Raw genomic sequence first — 19,871 nt, 5'->3', positions numbered from 1 at the left:
GCCCGGTCCGATAGACTGGGCGGATTACCGGGCACGAGCGAGCTTGCCGTTGAATCAGCGCGACACCGTTGCGTCATCCACCACCCGCGAAGCGCAGCGTCTGGCGCGGCTGGCGCTGTTGCAGGTGATCGACACCGACTCCGAACCGTTCTTCGATGCGCTGGCGGCGGCCGCGCAGGCCATCGCAGGCACGCCGATCGCGCTGGTGTCGCTGGTGGACGAGCATCGGCAATGGTGGAAGGCCAATATCGGCTTGCCCGGCGTGTCCGAGACCGCGCGCGAGCTGGCGTTCTGCGCCTACGCCATCCAGAGCGATGCGGTGATGGAAGTGCGCGATGCGCCGGCCGACCCGCGCTTTTGCGACAACGCCTTGGTCACCGATGCGCCCGGCATCCGCTATTACGCCGGTGCCCCGATCGTGCTGTCCGACGGCTTGCGCATGGGCACGGTGTGCGTGATCGACCAGCGCCCGCGTCACCTGGAGCCGGCCCAGCTGGCGGCCTTGCAACAGCTTGCCAAGGTCGCCGCCGAAGGCCTGGAGCAGCGCCGCGAGATGCTCGAGCGCGCCGACACCAATGCCCGGCTGCAGCAGCGGCTGCGTGAGAGCGAGGCGTTCCTGGAACGCACCGGGCGGGTGGCCGGCGTGGGCGGCTGGGAAGTGGACGTTGGCACCAATACGCTGACCTGGTCGAATGAAACCTGCCGGCTGCACGACCTGCCGCCGGGCTACCAGCCCACCCTCGGCGAAGCCATCGCGTTCTATCCGCTGGAAGCGCGCGCGGTGATCACCGAGGCGGTGGATGCCTGCGTCAATGAGGGCATTGCCTGGGATCTGGAGCTGCCGTTGATCAGCAGCACCGGTCGCCACCTGTGGGTGCACAGCACCGGCGCGGTGGAACATGTGGATGGCCGCATGCGCCTGGTCGGCGCCATCCAGGACGTCACCGACCGGCACCGTGCGGTGGATGCGCTGGCGGCCAGCGAACGCAAGTTCCGCAAGATGTTCCAGTACAGCCTGGGGCTGATCTGCACCCACGACATGGAGGGCCGGCTGATCAGCGTGAATCCGGCGGCGGCGCGCTCGCTGGGCCGCAGCGTGGAAGAGATGGAAGGCCGCTCGCTGTTCGAGCTGATCCGCCCGGAGCGACATGGCGGCCTGCGCGGCTACCTGTCGCGCATGGTGCTGGACGGCCAGGATTCGGGCGTGATCGAACTGGTGGCCGGCGATGGCAGCCTGCGTCACTGGAAGTACCACAACGTGCTCGACGTGGAAGCCGACGCCACCCTGGTCCTGGCCCACGCCCAGGACATCACCAACCAGTATCAGCAGGAAAAACAGTTGCTGGAATGGTCGTTCACCGACCCGCTGACCAACTGCTCCAATCGCCGCCTGCTGGACGATCTGGACAGGCGCGATGCCAGCGTGCGCTGGGGCTGCGTGGTGGTGGACCTGGACAAGTTCAAACTGGTCAACGACACCTATGGCCATCAGCGCGGCGATGAAGTGCTGGTGCAGATGGCCTGGTTTCTCAACGATCCGCTGCGCCGCCAGGACCACCTGGTGCGGCTGGGCGGCGACGAATTCCTGGTGCTGCTGCACCAGGCCAGCGAGCAGCAGCTGCAAGAGCTGGTGCGCACCTATTTGGCCGCCGGCGACAACGCGCCGATCCAGTTCACGCTGGGCACGGCCTTGCGCCAGGAAGGCGAAGCGCTGACTGCGGTGGTCGACCGCGCCGACCATGCGCTCTACGCGCGCCGACGCGCGCGCCGCGGCACCGGTGTCAGCCAGCAGCGATAGCGGCTGGCCTTGCAGGACCCTGGCCTTGGCCTCGTGTTGGAGTCGGCCGGGCACTCCCTGGCCCGCGTGCGCTGACCGGCTCCGCCGCCGCGCGCGCCCCGGCACCGGTGTCAGCGAGCAGCGATAGCGCAAGCCTTGCGGGAAGGGAGTCGGCCGGGCAATCGCCGGCTCATGTGTGGGCCGGCTGGTGTCGAGCTCGCTGTAAAACACGTGCCGCTGAATACGCAATCGCCTATCATGTAACCGTTTTCAACTACATGGATTGGAATGGACACCTTTGACCGCACCCAGCTCAGCCCCAAGTGGCAGTTCCGCTTCGACTTCTTCGACCGTCATGGCGGCCCCAAGGATCCTGCCTACAAGGAAGCGCTGAAGACACTGCCGTTCGGCGAGAAGCTCAAGGTCGGCATGAACTTCTATGCGCTGTTCTTCGGCTTCATCTACTTCTTCATCCTGGGCCTGTGGCGCAAGGCGTTGGGCTTGATCGGCATCGGGTTGGTGGTGGGCATCATTGCCTCGTTCCTGCCCGGTTCGCTGGGCAATGCTTTGAGCATCCCGCTGGCCCTGCTGGCCGGCATGAGCGCCAACTACGCCTACTACCTGGACAAGGTGAAGGGCAGCACCAGCTTCAACCCGTTCGAAGGCATGCGCTGGTAAGTCACGGCCGCCAGGCGGCGGACCCTCCCACTGCCGCCCTGACGCCAAGCCCGGTCCGACGACCGGGCTTTTTTATGGGCGGCTCATAGACGGGCAATACCCGCCGCTCCCTCCCACCGACCTCGTCCTCTGCCGTGCACACGTATCAGAAGACGTCTGCTGCAACGGCGGCCGGCACCGCTCGCCGCCACTCGCCCTGCGCTTGCAGTTTCAGCTATTCCCCCGCAGCGCCTCCGGGTAGATCCACAGCGCCTGTCCGGCAATGGCTACCCACCCGGCTGCGTGCAGCAAGGATCCGCCATGCACTCAAGCCAGCTCACCCGTTGGTTCTGCCGACAACAGGCCTGGCACCAGGACTGAACCGATCAAGGCCTTGATCCAATTGAACTCCAATCCGAAGAGTCTGCTTGAGGCCGCCAGCCTTGTTGCGACGCGGCGTGGAGCATCGGACGCCGAATGCTTACTCTTTGCGTTCGGCTAGAGCACCCGCAAGTACTACGGCCGCGTAAGCCCGGCGATCACCTGGAACGTCAATCCTGGCTACCGCATCACCCCGGCGATGAAGCTCAACCTCTACGTCAACAACCTCTTCAACAGCACCGGCTACAACCACAAGGACCCGTACAAGCTCGATCACGAGTTCTACAACAGCCGCCTGTTCCGCCTGTTCCGCCCGGTCGGCCGCGAGATCGCGGCAGAATACGTGTTCGATTTCTAGAACGCAGTTGCGCGTGCCTGCCGGCGCCCCGGCGCGGCAGGCACGCTTCCCACCTGCGACGTTCGCGCCGCCCTCTCCCCCGAGGTGATTCCCGCATGTTGTCTGTCGTGTCCTGCGCCACCGCTGCATCGTCCCCGTCCTGCTCCTGGTGGCGCCGCGCCGCCGCCGGCCTGTGCCTGCTCGGCGTCACGCTGGCCGGCCCGCTGGCTGCGCAGGACCCGGCACAGGTCAACACCTTCATCGGCAGCAAGGACGACGGCAATACCTTTCCCGGCGCGTCGGCCCCGTTCGGCCTGATCCAGGTCAGCCCGATCGGCGCCCACTACGCCGGCTGGCGCTACGACGACCCCAGCATCCGCGGCTTCGGCCATTCGTTCCTGTCGGGGGCCGGCTGCTGGGAGCAGGGTGGGCAGGTCTCGGTGCTGCCGGTCACCGGCCGCATCGGCCCGGGCGGCGATTTCGATACCAGCGACGCCAAGGCCTTCGACCACAAGCGCTACGCCGCCCGCTACACCCACGACGGCGAAGTGGGCCAGGCCGGCTACTACAAGGTGCGGCTCACCGACTACGGCGGCATCGACGCCGAAGCCAGCGCGCTCACCCGCGCCGCTGCCGAGCGTTACACCTTCGCGCCCGGCGCCGACACCGGCCATGTGCTGATCAACGTGGCCCAGGCCAACGACCGCCACGTGGTGATCGGCAGCCAGGTGCAGATCGTTGGCGACCGCGTGGTCGAAGGCAAGCTGGTCACGCAAAGTTTCTGCGGCGGCCATGAATACACCAGCTGGTTCCGGCTGGAGTTCGATCGTCCGTTCACCGCGCACGGAGTGTGGGGCGAAGACGGCGGCGTACCCGGTGCGCGCCACGGCATGGGCGGCGAACTCAAGCCCAACGGCGCCTGGCTCAGCTTCCCGCTGGGCAAGGGCAAGGATGCGCGCGCGGTGACCGTGGTCAGCGCCATCTCGCACGTGGATGCCGAGGGTGCACGTAACAACCTGCGCGCCGACGGCATGCTCGGCGGCAAGCTGCTGGGCCTGGAGCAGATGCGCCAGCGCGCGCAACAGGCCTGGCGCAAGGAACTGGCCAGCCTGCAGCTGGCCGGCGCCAGCGTCGACGATCGCACGGTGGCCTACACCGCGCTGTATCACGCCTTGCTGCAGCCGCTCACCGGCAGCGATGCCGATGGCCGCTACCGCGGCTTCGACGATGCGATCCATCGGGCCGACGGCTGGACCTACTACGAGTATTTCTCGCTGTGGGACACCTATCGCTCGCAGAACCAGCTGCTCGCCTTGCTGCAACCGGCGCGCGCGCGCGACATCGGCCGCTCGCTGCTGGCCATCCACGAGCAGGGCGGCTGGCTGCCGCGCTGGGGCTATGCCAACTTCGACACCAACATCATGACCGGCGATCCGGTCACGCCCTTCATGGTCGACCTGTGGCGCTTCGGCGCGCTGCAGGGCAACGAAGCCCAGGCCTACGCCGCGTTGCGCCAGAACGCCTTCGGCCAGCCGCCGATCAACTCGCGGCATTCGGGGCGCTCGGGCAACGCCAGTTATCTTGCCAATGGCTACGTGCAATACGACCGCGCCTTCCCTTCCAAGGGCATGGACGTGGACCCGCACCACGGCGGCTCGGCCACGCTGGAATACGCGCTGGCCGATTGCGCGCTGGCGCAGATGGCGCAGGCGCTCGGCCACCCCGACGACAGCGCGCTGCTACGCACACGCGGCGGCAACTGGCACAACGTCTGGGACGCCGGCGTGCGCGATGCCGACACCGGCTTCAGCGGCTTTCCGCGCCCGCGGCTGGAAGACGGCAGCTGGTACGCACCCTCGGACGATCACTACAGCCCACGCTCGCAGCACGGCTTCCACGAAGGCACCGCCTGGCAATACCAATGGCTGGTGCAGCAGGACATTCCCGGCATGCTGCAGGCCATGCACGGCACCGAGCAGGCCGGCAAACGCCTGGATGCGTTCTTCGCCTACGAGGACCTGCTCAAGGATCCGCTCAACGGCGCGCGCACGCACTGGGTGGTCGGCCCGTACAGCTACTACAACCAGTACCGCTACAACCCCAACAACGAGCCGGACCTGCATGCGCCGTGGATGTACACGTTGATCGGCCAGCCGTGGAAGACCGCCACCGTGGTGCGCGCCGCCCAGCAGTTGTTCACCAACGCACCCAACGGCGTCACCGGCAACGACGACCTCGGCACGATGTCGGCCTGGTACCTGTTCAGTGCGCTCGGCCTGTATCCGGCGGTGCCGGGCAGCGGGCAGTTCCTGCTGCACGCCCCGCGCTTCAAACGCGCCACGCTGGAGCTGGGCAACGGCAAGCGCCTGCGCATCGACGCACCCGGCGCGGACGGCCGCGCGCTGCAATACGTGGACAGCGTGCGTTTCAACGGTAAACCGCAGCGGCAGGTGTTCCTGGACTGGGCCCAGCTGCAGCAGGGCGGCACGCTGTCGGTTGCGCTCACCAGGCAGGCACCCACGCAAGGCTGGGGCACCCAGGCGGATGCACGTCCAACCTCGTTCTGCGCCACACCTGCAGCAGCGCAGTGAGCGCAAGCGTCGCTGCGTCGAGCGAGCGACGCCTGGCCTGAGCCGCTCTCCTTCGGGCGAGAAGGCGCTACTTGCGCGCCGTGGCGCGCGTGCGCTGGAGCACCCGCGGCGCAGGCGCGGACCAGTAGTGTGCAGCTTGAAGCCCCTCTCCTGGCGGAGAGGGGTTGGGGTGAGGGTACGGGGCAAAGCCACTGACCAAGGTGGATGACACCAGGCTTCGCCCGTCCCCTCATCCGGCCCTTCGGGCCCCCTTCTCCCCCATGCAGGGGGACAATGTCCCGCCGGGAGAACTACTGCACCTTCGCCAGCCGGCTATTGCGCCGCCCATAGGCCAGGTACACCAGCACGCCCAGCGCGTTCCACAGCAGGAACCAGCCCTGCGTGGTGCTCGGCAGGCTCCAGAACAGATACAGGCAGCCCAGGATCGCCACCGGTCCCACCACCCAGGCCAGCGGCGTGCGGAAGGCCCGCGCACGGCTGGGCTCGCGCACGCGCAACACCAGCAGGCACGCCGCCACCGCCGTAAACGCGGCCAACGTACCGGCGTTGGCCAGCGCGGCGATCTCGTCCAGCCGCGCCACACCCGCCAACGCGGCCACCAGCACCGCGGTGAACAAGGTGATCGCCACCGGCGTGCCAGTGCGTGCGTTGACCTTGGACAGGCCGCGCGGCAACAGGCCATCACGCGACATCACGAAGAAGATCCGGCTCTGCCCGTACAGGAATGCCAGCAGCACCGTCGGCAGCGCGATGATCGCCACCGCACCGATCACCAGCGCCGCCTTGCCGTGGCCGAGTTCGCGCATGATCAGCGCCAACGGCTCCGGGCTCTTGCCGAACACGGTAAAGCTCATCGCGCCCACCGCCGACAACGCCACCAGCACGTAGATCAGCGTGCAGCCGATCATCGAGCCGACGATGCCGATCGACAGATCGCGCCCCGGGTTCTTGGTCTCTTCGGCCGCGGTGGAGATCGCATCGAAGCCGTAGAAGGCAAAGAAGATGATCGCCGCCGCCGCCATCACCCCGCGCTCCACGCCATCCGGGCCCATCGCCTTGGAGAAGCCGTACGGCATGAACGGCTGCAGGTTGGCGCTGTTGAACGCCGGCAGCGCGATCGCCACGAACACGCCCAACGCAATGATCTTCAACACCACCAGCACCGCGTTGAGCGTGGCGCTTTCCTTGGTGCCGGCCATCAGCATGCCGGCCACCAGGAAGGTGATCACCACCGCCGGCAGGTTCACGATGCCGCCGGCATGCGGCCCGGCAATCAAGGCATGCGGCAGATTGACCCCCAACCACTGCAGGAACCCGACGAAATAGCCCGACCAGCCCACCGCCACGGTGCTGACCACCAGCGAATATTCCAGCACCAGGCTCCAGCCCACCACCCAGGCGATGCTCTCGCCGAGCGCGGTGTAGCTGTAGGTATAGGCGCTGCCGGCGGCCGGCATCATCGTGGCCATCTCCGCATACGCCAGTGCCGCGCAGGCGCACACGATGCCGGCCGCCACGAACGACAGCAGCACCGCCGGGCCGGCCTTGTCCGCGCCCACGCCGATCAAGGTGTAGATGCCGGTGCCGACGATCGCGCCGATGCCCAGCGCGATCAGGTGCGGCCAACTCAGGCTGCGCACCAGTTGCCGGCCAGCCTCGTGCACGGTGACCTGATCGATGGATTTGCGCCTGAGCCAAGACGACATGCGGACCTCGAAGGAACCAAAAGAATCCCCGAGTGTCGCCCAACGCGCTGCAGCAAAGCTATCGGTCCAAGGTCATGCGGCCGAAGTGGGCAGGGCGCGCGCGTCGCCTGGCAGCAGAGCGACAAGTCGCACCCTCCATGCCGCGATTCCCGCAACGAGCGCGCCGTCGCCCGGGCCGAAACAGTCGGTGCAGACCTTGTGGGGCTGCGTCCGGCTCGGGCGCACGCACAGGCAGGATGCGCAAGCATCTGGCGGGACGTGGCCCAGGTGCCGAGCGCGAGCGGCGTGGTGGCGGGCGCTGCTTACCGGGTGTGTGCCTGCGATCGGCACGGCCATGCAGGCGCTGCGGGGCCGCCAGGCCAACGCTGCCATGCAGCGACCCGCGCGACGGCGATGACCGCACGATCTGCCGTATGCCATGCGCACTCGCAGCGTCTGGCATGCGCCCTGCGGCCATGGCGCGATGCATTCAAGGCGCCGTGCAGCCGTGGCGCTGAAAGCCAGCCCGGGTCTTCAACAGCGCGTAATACGCCGCAACCGCCGCCAGCGGCGGGCGCTCGATGGGACTGGCGAACCAGCGCTGCGTGGACACGCCCAGCACGATATCGGCCAAGGTGAAGCCCGCGCCCAGCACATAAGGCCCGGCGCGCTGCAGCTGCGCATCCAGGATGGTCATGTGCCGGTTCCACTCGGACACGCTGGTCGCGATGCTGTGCAGATCGGTATGCGCCGCACTGCCGCGCACGGTGGCCATGAACGCGTAGCGCCAGGCGGTGTTGAGTTCGGTGGCCTGCCAGTCCATCCATTGTTCGACCAGCGCGCGCGCGGCCGGCGCGGCCGGCAGCAGATCCGCGCGCTGGTTGTGTGCGGCCAGATAGCGGCAGATGGTGTTGGACTCCCACAACACCAGGTCGCCATCGCGCATCACCGGAACCAGGCCGTTCGGGTTGAGCGCCAGAAACTCGGGTGTGTCTACCGAGGCGAACCCGCTGCCATAGGCATGCAGGCGGTAGTCCAGCGCCAACTCGTCGCATAGCCACAGCACCTTGCGCACGTTGATCGATGTCGGCTTTCCGTAGATATCCAGCATAGGCGCCCGAGGATGGATGTGGTGAGTGCGCGGAGACGACGGCGCTGGTTGCTGCGCTGCGTTTTGCGAATGCGTCGATGCATCATCGCAGCAGCACGGCTGCCGCGTCTGTGTTCAACGCAGCGGCTGCTGCAATGTGCAGTTGTATCTTCGTGCAACCGTGCAGAGCGACGCGTGCAACCTGCTCCGTCGCCGCTCGGCTACAACGCACTCTTGTCCGCATCCCTGTCGCGCACGCTCTGGCTGATATACGTGCTCAAGCCGCGTCCCGCCTTGGCCAGGCGCTGCATGGTCGCCACCACCTCTGCGCCGGCGCTGTCGGCGGTGTACACATAGGTTTGGCCACTGCCAAAGCGCACGGCGATCGCTCCGTCTGCCGACGCATAGGCCACCACGCCGGAGTGGCCTTGGCGATTGCCGTAGCGCTGCATCGACGGCAAGCGGCGGGCTGACATGCACGCAGGCCGGAAGCCGCGCAGTGACGGGCGCCTCAACGAGCGCGGCAGTCGCGCAGACCTATGCCGCGCTGCGATGGCATGTTGGTCGTAACCGACGCTTCGCCTTCCTCAACGGAATCGCCCCTGGCGAGGCCGCCGAATCCACCACCGAAGCGTATCGATCCCGCACCAGCGGGCGCAGGAACGCCGATGCATCCGCTGCGGGCGCAATGCGCCTGGCCCGTCCAACGATACGCGCGGCTTGCCGAAGCGCGTGTCCATCCATTGCGTCCATCTTCCGGCGCAGCAGGTCAACGCGCATCGGAAGCCAGCGGGTACAACGCCGTCATCGCCTGGCAGCGCTGCGCGAACTCTGCATGCAGCTGGCGGATGGCGGGTGAGAACTGTTTGCGATGTGGGCAGACCAACTGCAGCGGCAGCCGGTCGCCGTATACGGGCAGCACCACCTCCAGGCGCCCCGCCTGTACATCGGCGCAGACATCCAGCCACGATTTGTAGGCGATGCCTTCGCCGGCCACCGCCCACCGCCGCACCACGTCGGCGTCGTCGCACAGCATCGCCCCGCGTACCGGCACGGTCTGGCGGCGGCCATCGACCTCGAACTGCCAGCGCTCATACGGGCGCCCGGCCAGCACGTACAGCAGGCAGGCATGGTCGCGCAGTGCCTCCAGCGTGTCCGGTCGCCCATGCCGGCGCAGATAGTCCGGCGCGGCCACCAGCACCCGGCGGTTGTCCGGTGCCAAGGGCAGCGCCACATGCTCGGCATCGTCGATGCGCCCGAGCCGGAACGCCACATCCACCGGCGCGCGATACAGGTCCGCCACCTGGTCGGACAGGTGCAGGCGCAAGGTGAGCCGTGGATGGGCCGCGCGGAACGCGGTCAGCCAGGGCAGCAGCACGTTGCGTCCCAGATCCGAAGGCGCGGTCACCTGCAACAGCCCGTGCAGTGCCTGGTCGCCGCCGCGCACCTGCTCGCGCCCATCGCGCAGCAGCTCCAGCACCTGGCGTGCGTAGGGCAGATATTGCTCGCCCTCGGCGGTGAGCCGCAGGCTGCGCGTGGAGCGCGCAAACAGGCGCAGGTCCAGCGCCCGCTCCAGCCGGGCGACGGCCGCACTCGCCTGGCCGGGAAGCAGGTCGGCCTCGCGCGCTGCGCTGGAAAAACTGCCCAGCGCGGCGGTGCGCACGAACATTGCCAGGTCATCGAACCGGACCATCTTCTCTCCAGTGGTGAAACTGCTTGCGCAGTTTGCCGGTTTTTCCGGGAATCGCGATGGCGCACCCTGCAGTTCCCCGCCCAACGGTCAGCCCCATGAAAGCCATCGCCTATCCGCAACACGGCCTGCCCATCGACGACCCGCGCGCGCTGGTCGCACTCGAGCTGCCGCTGCCCGAGCCCGGCCCGCGCGACCTGCGCGTGCGCATCCATGCCATCTCGGTCAATCCGGTCGACACCAAGGTGCGCGCCAATGCGCCGGTGGAGTCGCCGCGCGTGCTGGGCTGGGATGCCAGCGGCGTGGTCGATGCAGTGGGCAGCGAGGTGAGCCTGTTTCAACCTGGCGACGCGGTGTACTACGCCGGCGCGCTGACCCGCCCGGGCACCAATGCCGAATACCACCTGGTGGACGAGCGCCTGGTCGGCCGCAAGCCTGCCACGCTCGACGACGCGTCCGCCGCCGCGCTGCCGCTGACCGCCATCACCGCCTGGGAGCTGCTGTTCGACCGCCTGCGCATCGCCGAAGGCGGCGGCCACGGCCAGGCCCTGCTGGTGGTCGGCGCCGCCGGTGGGGTCGGTTCGATCCTGGTGCAGCTGGCGCGCACGCTGACCAGGCTGACCGTGATCGGCACCGCCTCGCGCCCGCAGACCCAGGATTGGGTGTATGCGCTCGGTGCCCACCATGTCATCGACCACACCCAGCCGCTCAGCGAGGGCTTGCAGCGCATCGGCATCGCCCAGGTCCAGCATGTGGCCAGCCTGACCCACACCGACCAGCATTTCGCCCAGCTGGTCGACGTGCTCGCGCCGCAGGGCCAGCTGGCGCTGATCGACGACCCGGCCACGCTGGATGTGCTGCCGCTCAAGCGCAAGAGCGCGTCGCTGCACTGGGAATTCATGTTCACCCGCTCGCTGTTCGCCACCGACGACATGATCGCCCAGCACCACCTGCTCAACCGCGTTGCCGCGCTGGTGGACAGCGGCACGCTGCGCAGCACGCTGGGCGAGCACTACGGCCGCATCAGCGTCGACAACCTGCGCCGCGCCCACGCCGCCCTGGAATCGCATCGCACCCGCGGCAAGCTGGTACTGGAAGGGTTCTGACTGCAGCCAGGCATGGATCGCGCCATGTTCCGGTGCGCCGAGCAATGCGTGCTTGCCGTAGAGCGGGCGTCTGGGCGGGGTCGGCCTCGAACAGGGCCGGGCGCAGCGCGATGCACAGGACGCGGCGCACTGCAGTGTCCAGCCGCCGCCCGGAATCGCCGACGTGCAGCGCCCGGGAGCCGCTACGCGTCAGCGTCTGTGGCGACGTGTCGCCGCGTGCGACCCTGCCGGGCGCAGGTCGTGCGATCGCCAGACACGGCATTGCGCACGCGCACCGCTGGGCGATGTGCATTGCGGAGCGATATGCGCCAGGTCGTCGTGGGCGACTGCGCGCGTCGCAGTACGTCATGCGGCGATCGTGTCGGTGCGACGATGCGACCGAAGCGATGTCGTTGCCGGATGGCCTGCATGGTCTTCTGCGACGACCGCCGCGCTCATCCCGCGCGCAGGCGATCGCCACCGCTTGCAGATCGCAGCTGTCGGCGCGTGGCAACGATTGGCTACCGACAAGCTAAGTGGCGCACGGCCCGGCTCGCCACGTCGCTAGCCGCACTGAAGTCGCCGATGCGCATTGCCGCAGGCGCAACGTCCCGAGCGCCTGCGGCCTGATCACCGACCACCCAGGCCGCCTCGCACCGACGCAGCCGCTGCGACCGGCCCGGCTACACTGCACGCATGTCATCCGAATCCCTGATCCTTCTCGGACTCCTCGTGGTAGTCCTGGTGTTGCAGCTGCTGGCCCTGCTGCGGCGTCCCTCCACCACTGCGCTGGAGCATGCGCTGCGCAGTGAACAACGTGACGGCCGCGGTGAACTGCGCGAGCAGCTCGAAGGCCTGGCGCGGCAGCAGGACGGCCGCCTGGAAACCTTTGCGCGCAATCTCACCGAACTGTCCACCCGCACCGACCAGCGCCTGGACCTGCTGCGCGACGCGCTTGGCGAAGACGCCCGCAAGGCGCGCGAGGAAAGCGCCCTCGCGCAACAACGTACCGGCGAACTGCTCACCCTGCGGCTCACCGAATTGCGCACCCAGCTCGACGGTTTCGGCCAGCAGCAGGAAACCCGCATCCAGGTATTCGGCCAGCAACTGACCGAGCTGATCGCACGCACCGACACCCATATGGCCGCGCTGCGCGATGCGCTGGCCGAAGATGCCCGCAAGAGCCGGCAAGAGGCCGGCGAGTCGCAGCAGCGCTTCACCGAGGCGCTGGGCCAACGCCTGACCGAACTCACCCAGCGCAACGAACTGCGCATCGGCGAAATGCGCGCCACGCTGGAACAACAGCTGGCCAACCTGCAGTACGACAACGCCAGCAAGCTGGAACTGATGCGCGCCACCGTCGACGAAAAACTGCAGACCACGCTCAACACACGGCTGGATGCGTCTTTCAAACTCGTCTCCGAGCGCCTGGAGCAGGTGCAGCGCGGCCTGGGCGAAATGCAGCAGCTGGCCACCGGCGTCGGCGATCTCAAGCGCGTGCTGAGCAACGTCAAGGACCGCGGCGGCTGGGGCGAAGTGCAGCTGGAGAACATCCTCGAGCAGACGCTGACGATGGAGCAGTACGCGCGCGGCGTGCGGGTCAAACCCGACAGCGCTGAAGCAGTGGACTTCGCGATCCGCCTGCCAGGGCGCGGCGATGACACGGTGGTGTGGTTGCCGGTCGACGCCAAGTTCCCGCGCGAGGACTACGAACGGCTGATCGACGCGCAGGAAAAAGGCGACCTGGACGCGATCAAGAATTCCACCGCGCAGCTGGAGCGCGCCATCCGCGTGCAGGCCAAATCCATCAGCGACAAGTACGTTTGCCCGCCGCACACGACGGATTTCGCGGTGATGTTCCTGCCGACCGAAGGCCTGTACGCCGAGGTCATCCGCCGCGCCGGCCTGGTCGATCTGCTGCAGCGCGAACATCGCGTGGTACTGGCCGGCCCGACCACGTTTACCGCCCTGCTCAACAGCCTGCAGATGGGCTTCCGCACGCTGGCGATCGAAAAGCGCTCCAGCGAGGTCTGGCAGGTGCTGGGCGCGGTGAAGAGCGAGTTCGGCAAGTTCGCCGGCATTCTGGAGAAGGCCGAGCGGCAGATCAGCACCGTCGGCAAGAGCCTGGGCGAAGCCAGCCGCAAGACCCGCACCATCGAACGCCGCTTGCGTGGCGTGGAAACGCTCTCCGGCGACCAATCCCAGGCGCTGCTGGACGATGCCGCGAACGGCATCGACGACGACCCCGGCGACGAGCAGGAATGATCCACCCTCAGACGCTAGCCCACACCCAGCACACGTAGGAGCGCACCCGGGCGCGACAGGCATTACCGATAACGCCCCATCGCGGCCAGGTCCGCTCCTACAACGCTGGCTGCAGCAAACGGCAATGGCTTGACGCTACTTCCGGCGACAGGCAGCAGTGATCCACAGATGGCATCGCAACAACCAACAGACAGCACACCGTAGGAGCGCACCCGGGCGCGACAGGGCATTACCGATAACGCCCCATCGCGGCCAGGTCCGCTCCTACAACGCCGGCTGCAGCAAACGGCAATGGCTTGGCGCTACTTCCAGCGACAGGCAGCAGCGATCCACAGATGGCATCGCAACAGTCAACAGACAGCACACCGTAGGAGCGCACCCGGGCGCGACAGGGCATTGCCGATAACGCCTCATCGCGGCCAGGTGCGCTCCTACAACGGCAGATTTTTTTGGGCGTCCCATGCCGACCACGCCACGCAGACATCGCCACCGCGATGCTTGTAGGCCCCTTGTCCCAGAGAGATTCCCATGGCGGCCCGATGGATCCACCCGATGCTGTGCGCGCTGCTGCTGGCCGCATGTAGCAATACGCCTGCCGCCAAGTCCGGCGTTGCAGCGAGCGCGCCACCGGCTGCGAACGCAGGTTCCACCGATGATGCTGCCGCCTGCACCGCAAAAGGCGGCCAACTGCGTCCGGTAGGCCGCATGCAGATTCCGCGTTGTATCGTGCCGTATGCCGATGCCGGCAAGACCTGCACCGACAATGCCGAGTGCAGCGGCGATTGCCTGGCCACCAGCATCGTGCCGACCGGTACCGCCACCACCGGCACCTGCCAGCGCGACAGCGACCGCTTCGGCTGCCGCCAGGAAGTGATCGGCGGCATGGGCCAGGCCGCGTTGTGCATCGATTGATGGCTTCAAATATGTCCAAGCGCTTGCACGGGCCGATCAGCCGCTTGGCCCGTGCGCGTCGCTGGAGATAACTGCAAGCGCCATGAGCCAGTGGCGGTTTATGCTCTCGGCTCTACCTGTCCAGGACGTATCGATGAGCCAGACGCTGTACGACATCCCCGTGGCCCGCATCGACGGTGAGCCCGCCACGCTGGCCGACTACCGCGGCAAGGTGCTGCTGGTGGTCAACGTCGCCTCCAAGTGCGGCCTCACCCCGCAATACGAAGGCCTGGAAGCGCTGTACCGCGACAGGCACGCCGCGGGTCTGGAAGTGCTGGCGTTCCCAGCCAACGACTTCAACGGACAGGAGCCCGGCAGCGAGGCGGAGATCGCGCAGTTCTGCCAGCTCACCTACGACGTCACCTTCCCGCTGTTCTCCAAGATCGCCGTCACCGGTACCGACACCCATCCGCTGTATCAGGCCCTGACCAGCGCACGCCCGAGCGCCACCGGCGATGGCCCGATGCGCGAGAAACTCGCCGGCTACGGCATTGCCGCAAACCCCGCGCCGGGCGTGCTGTGGAACTTCGAAAAATTCCTGGTCGGCCGCGACGGCACGGTTATCGAGCGCTTCGCTCCCGACGTGCCGGCAGACGATGCGCGCTTGCGTCAGGCAGTGGATGCGGCACTGGCCGCCACTGCATGACGCAGGCAGTCGTCCTTCAATGCCAGGCAAGTTACTCGTTCGAGCCGGTGTTCTGATGCTTATCCTGAGCAGCGCCCTTGCCTGTGTAACGGGCGTGGTGCTGCTGTATCACAGCCGCCTGGCCAATCCATGTCCTGATGGCGCGCTCATCAATAGCGAGCCGGCAACTTGCTTTTACCGTGTCCAATGGACCACAGGATGGCCAATGGTGGCGGTTGCGCTTGTGGTCGGTTTTGCGTTTTGCCTGTTGTCTTCGTGGCTCTCGTTCAAAATCCAAGGTCTCCGCAAGCGGATGTGACCACGCCTAAACAGTTTTTCGGTGGTCTTTCGATCGAAGAACGAGACCAGACGTCTGCATCGAGTCCGTCGGACCAGGCCAGGGACGGGAATCAAGCGCGGCCACGCGGCAGTCAATGATGGACATCCACACGAAGCAAAAAAAGCCCGGGATCGCTCCCGGGCTTTCGTATTGATTGCAAACCGCAGCGCAGCCGATCAACGCACCCAGTTGGGGATCGGCATCGCATCCACCGGCACCGTGCTGTCCTTGTCTTCGCGCAGGTAGTCGGGCAGCTCGTTGTTCTTGTCGCGATGGCTGCGCAGATCGCGCACGATCTGGTAGTTGCGGCGCTGCATCCACGCATCGCGGGTCAGTGCGTATTCGTCCGGTGCCTGGTCGCGCAGCGAATCCAGCGACATCAGCTGCGAGCGCGTATCCACCAACTGCAGGCCCTGCAGGGCGAAGCGCGCGCCGCTGTCGTCGACCTGACGCAACGGCGAGAGCGGAATGTCGCCGCCCAGGCCGAAGGTGTCGCGCACGGTGCGTGGGCCGAACAGCGGCAATTCGAAGTAGCGCGAATTGCGCCAGCCCCACACACCCAGGGTCTGACCGAAGTCTTCGCTGCGACGCGGAATGCCGGCTGCGGAGGCCGGGTCGAACAGGCCGGCCACGCCCAGCGTGGAATTCATCACGAAGCGGCCCAGCGACTGCACCGCATACACCGGGTGGCCCTGCAGCAGCTGGTTGACCATGGTCAGCGGCGTGCCGAGATTGTCGAAGAAGTTGGTCACGCCCAGGCGGGCCGGACGCGGCACCACCTTGGTGTAGCCGGTGGCCAGCGGACGCGCCACGCCGCGGTCCACCGCCAGGTTGAAGCGGTGCATGCCGCGGTTGTAGCGCTCCCACGGGTCGTAGGCCGGTGCGGCGCCCGGCTGTGCCGGCGCACCGTCGGCGCCGGCCTGCGGGGCGGCTGTGCCATACAGCGCAGCGAAGTCGTCTTCGGCCGAGGTCGGCGCACCTGCCGCGTCGGTACCGGCATCGCCAGCGGGTTGCTGGGCGGGTGCCGCGGCCACGCTGGCAGGCACCGCATCGGGCGCGGCAAAACCGGCGGCGGCCGGTTGCGCGGTCACTCCGGAATCGTCACGCACCGGTGCTTCCGTACTGGATGGGGTATCGGCACTGGCCGACGGCGGCGCCGACTTCGGCGCCTGGCTGGCGCAGGCGCCCAGCAACAGGCAGGCCAGCAAGGGGAGGGGGCGTAACTGGGTCATGGCGTGGCGCTCAGGCCTGAAAATCGAGAGTGGGAGACAAGCGATAGGCGGCGCGCAATTCGTCCAGACCGGACGCCTCGCCCACCACCGCCACCGTGCCGTTGCCGCGTAGCCGCGCGGCCAGTTCGGCCAGCATCGCAACGCCGGCACTGTCCAGGCGTTGTACACCTGTCAGGTCCAGCGTGCGAACGCCATCGAGCTGGGCGATCGCCTGCGGCCAGGCCGCAGTGACCGCGGTACGGTCGAGCACGCCGCTCAGCGCCAGCGTGTCGCCGTTGCGTTGCACGGTGCTGTTACTTGCCATTGGCCGGTGCCGCACCAACCTGCAGGTTGCCGCTGCGCAGATCGGCGGCGACCTTGGCGATGCCCTTCTCGCGCAACGGGCCATCGAACTGGGTCTTGAAGGTCTGTACGTAGGAAATGCCTTCGATCATCACGTCGAAGATCTTCCACTGGCCACCGCTGTTGCGCATCAGGTAATCGACCGGGGTCGGGTCGTTGCCGGCACGCAGCAGGTCGGTGGAGACCTTGACGCCGCGGTTGCCCGGCAGCGCGCTCTCGGACTTGGCGCGGAAGGTCGGCTTGCCTTCGAAGTTCAGCAGCGCGGTGCCGTAGCGCTGCATCAGGTTCTCGGCCAGTGCGTCGGCAAACAGCTTGATGTCCGCGTCGGAGGCGCCACGGCCGTGCACGCCCAGCACCAGGCGGGCGGAGTAGTCGCGGTCGAAGGCCTTGTTCAATTCGCCGTTGATGTACTGGCGCAGGGCGGCCGGGTTGCTGCGGAACTCGGCGCGGCGCTGGTCCAGCGTAGTCAGAATGCGGGTGCTGCTGTCGATGACGGTCTTGGTGGCCGCGCCTTGCGCGGGCGCGCTGGCGGCAGCCGGCTGCGCCAGCACGGTGGCCGGTGCGCACACCAGCAGGGTCGAGGCCAGGATGGTGGAGAGCAGGGTGATCTTCATTGGTGTGGTTCCGTAGAGGGAGGAGCGGGCTGGGCAGGCGCGGGGGCCTGGCCATCGGTGGCGGCCGGGGCATTGCTGCCACCACTACCGCCACCACTGAACATGTACTTGCCGACCAGCTGCAGCAGATCCACCGCCGGCTGGGTGAAGCCGATCTCTTCGCCCGGCTTGAGCGTTTCCGGGTCGCCGCCCGGCTGCAGGCCGATATAGCTCTCACCCAGCAAGCCGCTGGTGAAGATACCGGCCGAGGTGTCGGCGGGGAGGTCCTTGTATTTGGTGTCCAGCGACAGCGTCACCACCGAATCGAACTTGGTCGGATCCAGGCTGATATCGGCCACCTTGCCGATGGTCACCCCGCCGATCTTCACCGGCGCCTGCGCACGCAGCTGGCCGATCTGGCTGAAGCGCGCGGTCAGCGTGTACTGGCTGGAGCCGAAGCCCCAGCGCTGGTTGGTCGAGGCCACCGCCAGCACCAGCAGCGAGGCCAGGGTCAGCAGCAAAAAGGCGCCGACGGCGAATTCGAGTCGTGGTCCACGCATGGCCATGGGCTATCTCACCTAAACAACATTGCAGAAAGGACGAAGTTGAACATCAGCACCAGCAGCGAGGCGTTCACCACCGCGCGGGTGGTGGCGATCGAGGTGCCTTCGATGGTCGGCTCGGCATGGAAACCCACGTAGGCGGCCACCAGCGCGGCGGTGCCACCGAAGATCGCCGACTTGAGCATCGCCACGCCAAAGTCGTCCCAGAAGTCCACGCTGTTGCTCAACCCCGACCAGAATGTGCCGTTGTCGATGCCCAGCACGTGCACGGCTTCGAAGTAGCCGCCGGTAATGGCCAGCGAGCAGAACACGCCGGTCAGCAGCGGCACCGTCAGCACCGCCGCCCAGAAGCGCGGCGCCACCGCCTTGGCGACCGGATCGATGGCCATCAGCTCCAGCGCCTTGATCTGGTCGGTGGCGCGCATCAGGCCGAGTTCGGCGGCGATCGAGCTGCCGGCGCGGCCGATGAACAACAGCGCAGTCAGCACCGGTGCCAGCTCGCGGTATAGCGACAGCCCCAGCAAGGTGGACAGCGCATCCGACGCACCGTAGGTGGTCAGCGTGCGGTAGCCCTGCAGGGTCAGCACCAGGCCGACGAAGGCGCCGCCGACGGCGATGATCGGCAGCGAACGCGCGCCGACCTTGTAGATCTCGCGCACCAGCTCGGCGATGAAGTCGCGCGTGGGCACCGAGCCGCGCAGCACGGTCAGCGAGAACAGCCCGGCGCGGCCGAAGGCGCGGATCGATTCGACCATGGCCATCAGGCAGCACTCCGGTCGCGCCGCGGCGCCGCGTCGAAGGCGATCGGCCCATCCGGCTGGCCATGCAGGAACTGCTGCACCAGCGGATCGGTGCTGTCCTGCAATTGCGCCGGCGTGCCGGCGAACACGATCCCGCCATTGGCGATGACTACCGCCTGGTCGCTGATCGGCAGGGTCTCGTGCACGTGGTGGCTGACGATGATGCTGGTCAGGCCCAGGCTGTCGTTGAGGCGCTGGATCAGGCTCATGATCACGCCCGAGGCGATCGGGTCCAGCCCGGTCAGCGGTTCGTCGTAGATCATCAGCGGCGGATCCAGTGCCAGCGCCCGCGCCAGCGCCACACGCCGTGCCATGCCGCCTGACAGTTCGCGCGGCCAGGCATCGGCGGCAGCCAGCAGGCCCACCGCATGCAGCTTCATCTGCACCAGGCGCTGCAACACCGGCGCCGGCAGACGGGTATGCGTGCGCAGCGGCAGCGCGACGTTGTCGGCCACGCTCAGGTCGGTCAGCAGGCCATTGCCCTGAAGCAGCACGCCGACGTTGCGGCGCATCTCCAGCAGCGCACGGCTCCCCTGTGGGATCGCGTTGCCGAACAAGGTCACCGTGCCGGCCACCGGGCGCAGTTCGCCGGTCAACGCCGCCAGCATCGTGGACTTGCCGCTACCGGAAGGACCGAGCACGGCAGTGATGCTGCCGCGCGGCACATCGAGCGAAACGTCGCGCAGGATCGTGCGACCGCCGCGATCGATGCGGACACCGGACAATTGCACGACAGGAGAGGCGGACGCCGTCATCGAAGCCTTTAACAGAATTCCAACGCAATAGAGTAGCCGTCACACGGCTGAACATAACCGAACCGCTGCGTGCAGTATTGTCGCATTCATGCCGCGGGCGATGTGGCCGACC

At 67.3% G+C, this 19,871-nt stretch carries 18 protein-coding genes and 1 pseudogene; 9 read left to right on the top strand and 10 right to left on the bottom strand.

All coding sequences use genetic code 11. From position 1 onward, the window contains the following. Window positions 1-49 precede the first annotated feature (49 nt). From FHY19_RS12775 to FHY19_RS12760, 4 genes and pseudogenes are all read left to right on the top strand, one after another. Entirely contained in the window at window positions 50-1,798 is a 1,749-nt protein-coding gene (locus FHY19_RS12775; protein WP_259166937.1) for a diguanylate cyclase, read from the top strand. Window positions 1,799-2,065: 267 nt separating this feature from the next. Continuing rightward, on the top strand, window positions 2,066-2,455 hold the full coding sequence (locus FHY19_RS12770; RefSeq protein ID WP_259166479.1) for a DUF2628 domain-containing protein: 390 nt from the start codon (window positions 2,066-2,068) through the stop codon (window positions 2,453-2,455). A gap of 472 nt (window positions 2,456-2,927) precedes the next feature. Further along, window positions 2,928-3,173 (top strand): annotated as a pseudogene (locus tag FHY19_RS12765) (hypothetical protein); the annotation flags it as partial. A 95-nt stretch (window positions 3,174-3,268) separates the two neighbouring features. Then, window positions 3,269-5,743: a GH92 family glycosyl hydrolase gene (locus FHY19_RS12760; protein ID WP_259166477.1), complete on the top strand. Its 2,475-nt coding sequence runs from the start codon at window positions 3,269-3,271 to the stop codon at window positions 5,741-5,743. Window positions 5,744-6,033: 290 nt separating this feature from the next. Here FHY19_RS12760 and FHY19_RS12755 read toward each other — a convergent pair whose 3' ends face one another. The 4 genes from FHY19_RS12755 to FHY19_RS12740 all read right to left on the bottom strand — a co-directional run bounded on the left by FHY19_RS12755 (window position 6,034) and on the right by FHY19_RS12740 (window position 10,211). Next, window positions 6,034-7,449: an amino acid permease gene (locus tag FHY19_RS12755; protein WP_259166475.1), complete on the bottom strand. Its 1,416-nt coding sequence runs from the start codon at window positions 7,447-7,449 to the stop codon at window positions 6,034-6,036. A gap of 469 nt (window positions 7,450-7,918) precedes the next feature. Next, window positions 7,919-8,539: a glutathione S-transferase gene (locus FHY19_RS12750; protein ID WP_259166474.1), complete on the bottom strand. Its 621-nt coding sequence runs from the start codon at window positions 8,537-8,539 to the stop codon at window positions 7,919-7,921. 200 nt (window positions 8,540-8,739) lie between these two features. Continuing rightward, complete coding sequence (locus tag FHY19_RS12745) at window positions 8,740-8,970, bottom strand: hypothetical protein (protein ID WP_259166935.1); 231 nt, start codon at window positions 8,968-8,970, stop codon at window positions 8,740-8,742. Between the two features lie 317 nt (window positions 8,971-9,287). Then, entirely contained in the window at window positions 9,288-10,211 is a 924-nt protein-coding gene (locus tag FHY19_RS12740; RefSeq protein ID WP_259166473.1) for a LysR family transcriptional regulator, read from the bottom strand. A 95-nt stretch (window positions 10,212-10,306) separates the two neighbouring features. On the opposite strand from FHY19_RS12740, the gene FHY19_RS12735 reads away from it, so the two are divergent. The 5 genes from FHY19_RS12735 to FHY19_RS12715 all read left to right on the top strand — a co-directional run bounded on the left by FHY19_RS12735 (window position 10,307) and on the right by FHY19_RS12715 (window position 15,453). After that, window positions 10,307-11,314, top strand: a complete 1,008-nt coding sequence (locus tag FHY19_RS12735) for a zinc-binding alcohol dehydrogenase family protein (RefSeq protein ID WP_259166472.1) — start codon at window positions 10,307-10,309, stop codon at window positions 11,312-11,314. 723 nt (window positions 11,315-12,037) lie between these two features. Continuing rightward, window positions 12,038-13,558 (top strand): DNA recombination protein RmuC, encoded by a 1,521-nt coding sequence (gene rmuC / locus FHY19_RS12730; RefSeq protein WP_259166932.1) that lies wholly within the window; start codon window positions 12,038-12,040, stop codon window positions 13,556-13,558. A 528-nt stretch (window positions 13,559-14,086) separates the two neighbouring features. After that, window positions 14,087-14,470: a hypothetical protein gene (locus FHY19_RS12725; protein ID WP_259158737.1), complete on the top strand. Its 384-nt coding sequence runs from the start codon at window positions 14,087-14,089 to the stop codon at window positions 14,468-14,470. Window positions 14,471-14,603: 133 nt separating this feature from the next. Beyond that, window positions 14,604-15,155, top strand: coding sequence for a glutathione peroxidase (locus FHY19_RS12720; protein ID WP_259166471.1), 552 nt, complete (start codon window positions 14,604-14,606; stop codon window positions 15,153-15,155). Between the two features lie 55 nt (window positions 15,156-15,210). Next, window positions 15,211-15,453 (top strand): hypothetical protein, encoded by a 243-nt coding sequence (locus tag FHY19_RS12715; protein ID WP_259166470.1) that lies wholly within the window; start codon window positions 15,211-15,213, stop codon window positions 15,451-15,453. Between the two features lie 197 nt (window positions 15,454-15,650). Here FHY19_RS12715 and FHY19_RS12710 read toward each other — a convergent pair whose 3' ends face one another. From FHY19_RS12710 to FHY19_RS12685, 6 genes are read right to left on the bottom strand one after another with little or no spacing between them, the layout of a single operon-like run. Continuing rightward, the gene (locus FHY19_RS12710; RefSeq protein ID WP_259166467.1) at window positions 15,651-16,706 is read right to left on the bottom strand and encodes a VacJ family lipoprotein; all 1,056 of its coding nucleotides are present in this window, start codon (window positions 16,704-16,706) and stop codon (window positions 15,651-15,653) included. Between the two features lie 10 nt (window positions 16,707-16,716). Then, entirely contained in the window at window positions 16,717-17,010 is a 294-nt protein-coding gene (locus FHY19_RS12705) for an STAS domain-containing protein (RefSeq protein ID WP_259158728.1), read from the bottom strand. Next, window positions 17,000-17,662 (bottom strand): ABC transporter substrate-binding protein, encoded by a 663-nt coding sequence (locus FHY19_RS12700; RefSeq protein WP_259166466.1) that lies wholly within the window; start codon window positions 17,660-17,662, stop codon window positions 17,000-17,002. The genes FHY19_RS12705 and FHY19_RS12700 overlap by 11 nt, the downstream gene beginning before the upstream one ends. Beyond that, window positions 17,659-18,207: an outer membrane lipid asymmetry maintenance protein MlaD gene (gene mlaD / locus FHY19_RS12695; protein ID WP_259166465.1), complete on the bottom strand. Its 549-nt coding sequence runs from the start codon at window positions 18,205-18,207 to the stop codon at window positions 17,659-17,661. Before mlaD ends, FHY19_RS12700 begins: the two co-directional genes overlap by 4 nt. Window positions 18,208-18,215: 8 nt before the next feature. Continuing rightward, complete coding sequence (locus FHY19_RS12690) at window positions 18,216-18,965, bottom strand: MlaE family lipid ABC transporter permease subunit (RefSeq protein WP_104535395.1); 750 nt, start codon at window positions 18,963-18,965, stop codon at window positions 18,216-18,218. Next, complete coding sequence (locus FHY19_RS12685) at window positions 18,965-19,759, bottom strand: ATP-binding cassette domain-containing protein (RefSeq protein WP_259166464.1); 795 nt, start codon at window positions 19,757-19,759, stop codon at window positions 18,965-18,967. Before FHY19_RS12685 ends, FHY19_RS12690 begins: the two co-directional genes overlap by 1 nt. Between the last annotated feature and the right edge of the window lie 112 nt (window positions 19,760-19,871).

The sequence above is a fragment of the Xanthomonas sp. 4461 genome (genome assembly GCF_024806475.1).
GTDB classification, from domain to species: Bacteria; Pseudomonadota; Gammaproteobacteria; order Xanthomonadales; family Xanthomonadaceae; genus Xanthomonas; species Xanthomonas arboricola_F.
The sequence above is the reverse complement of the archived record's forward strand: the minus strand, read 5'-3'. Positions and strand labels throughout refer to the sequence as shown.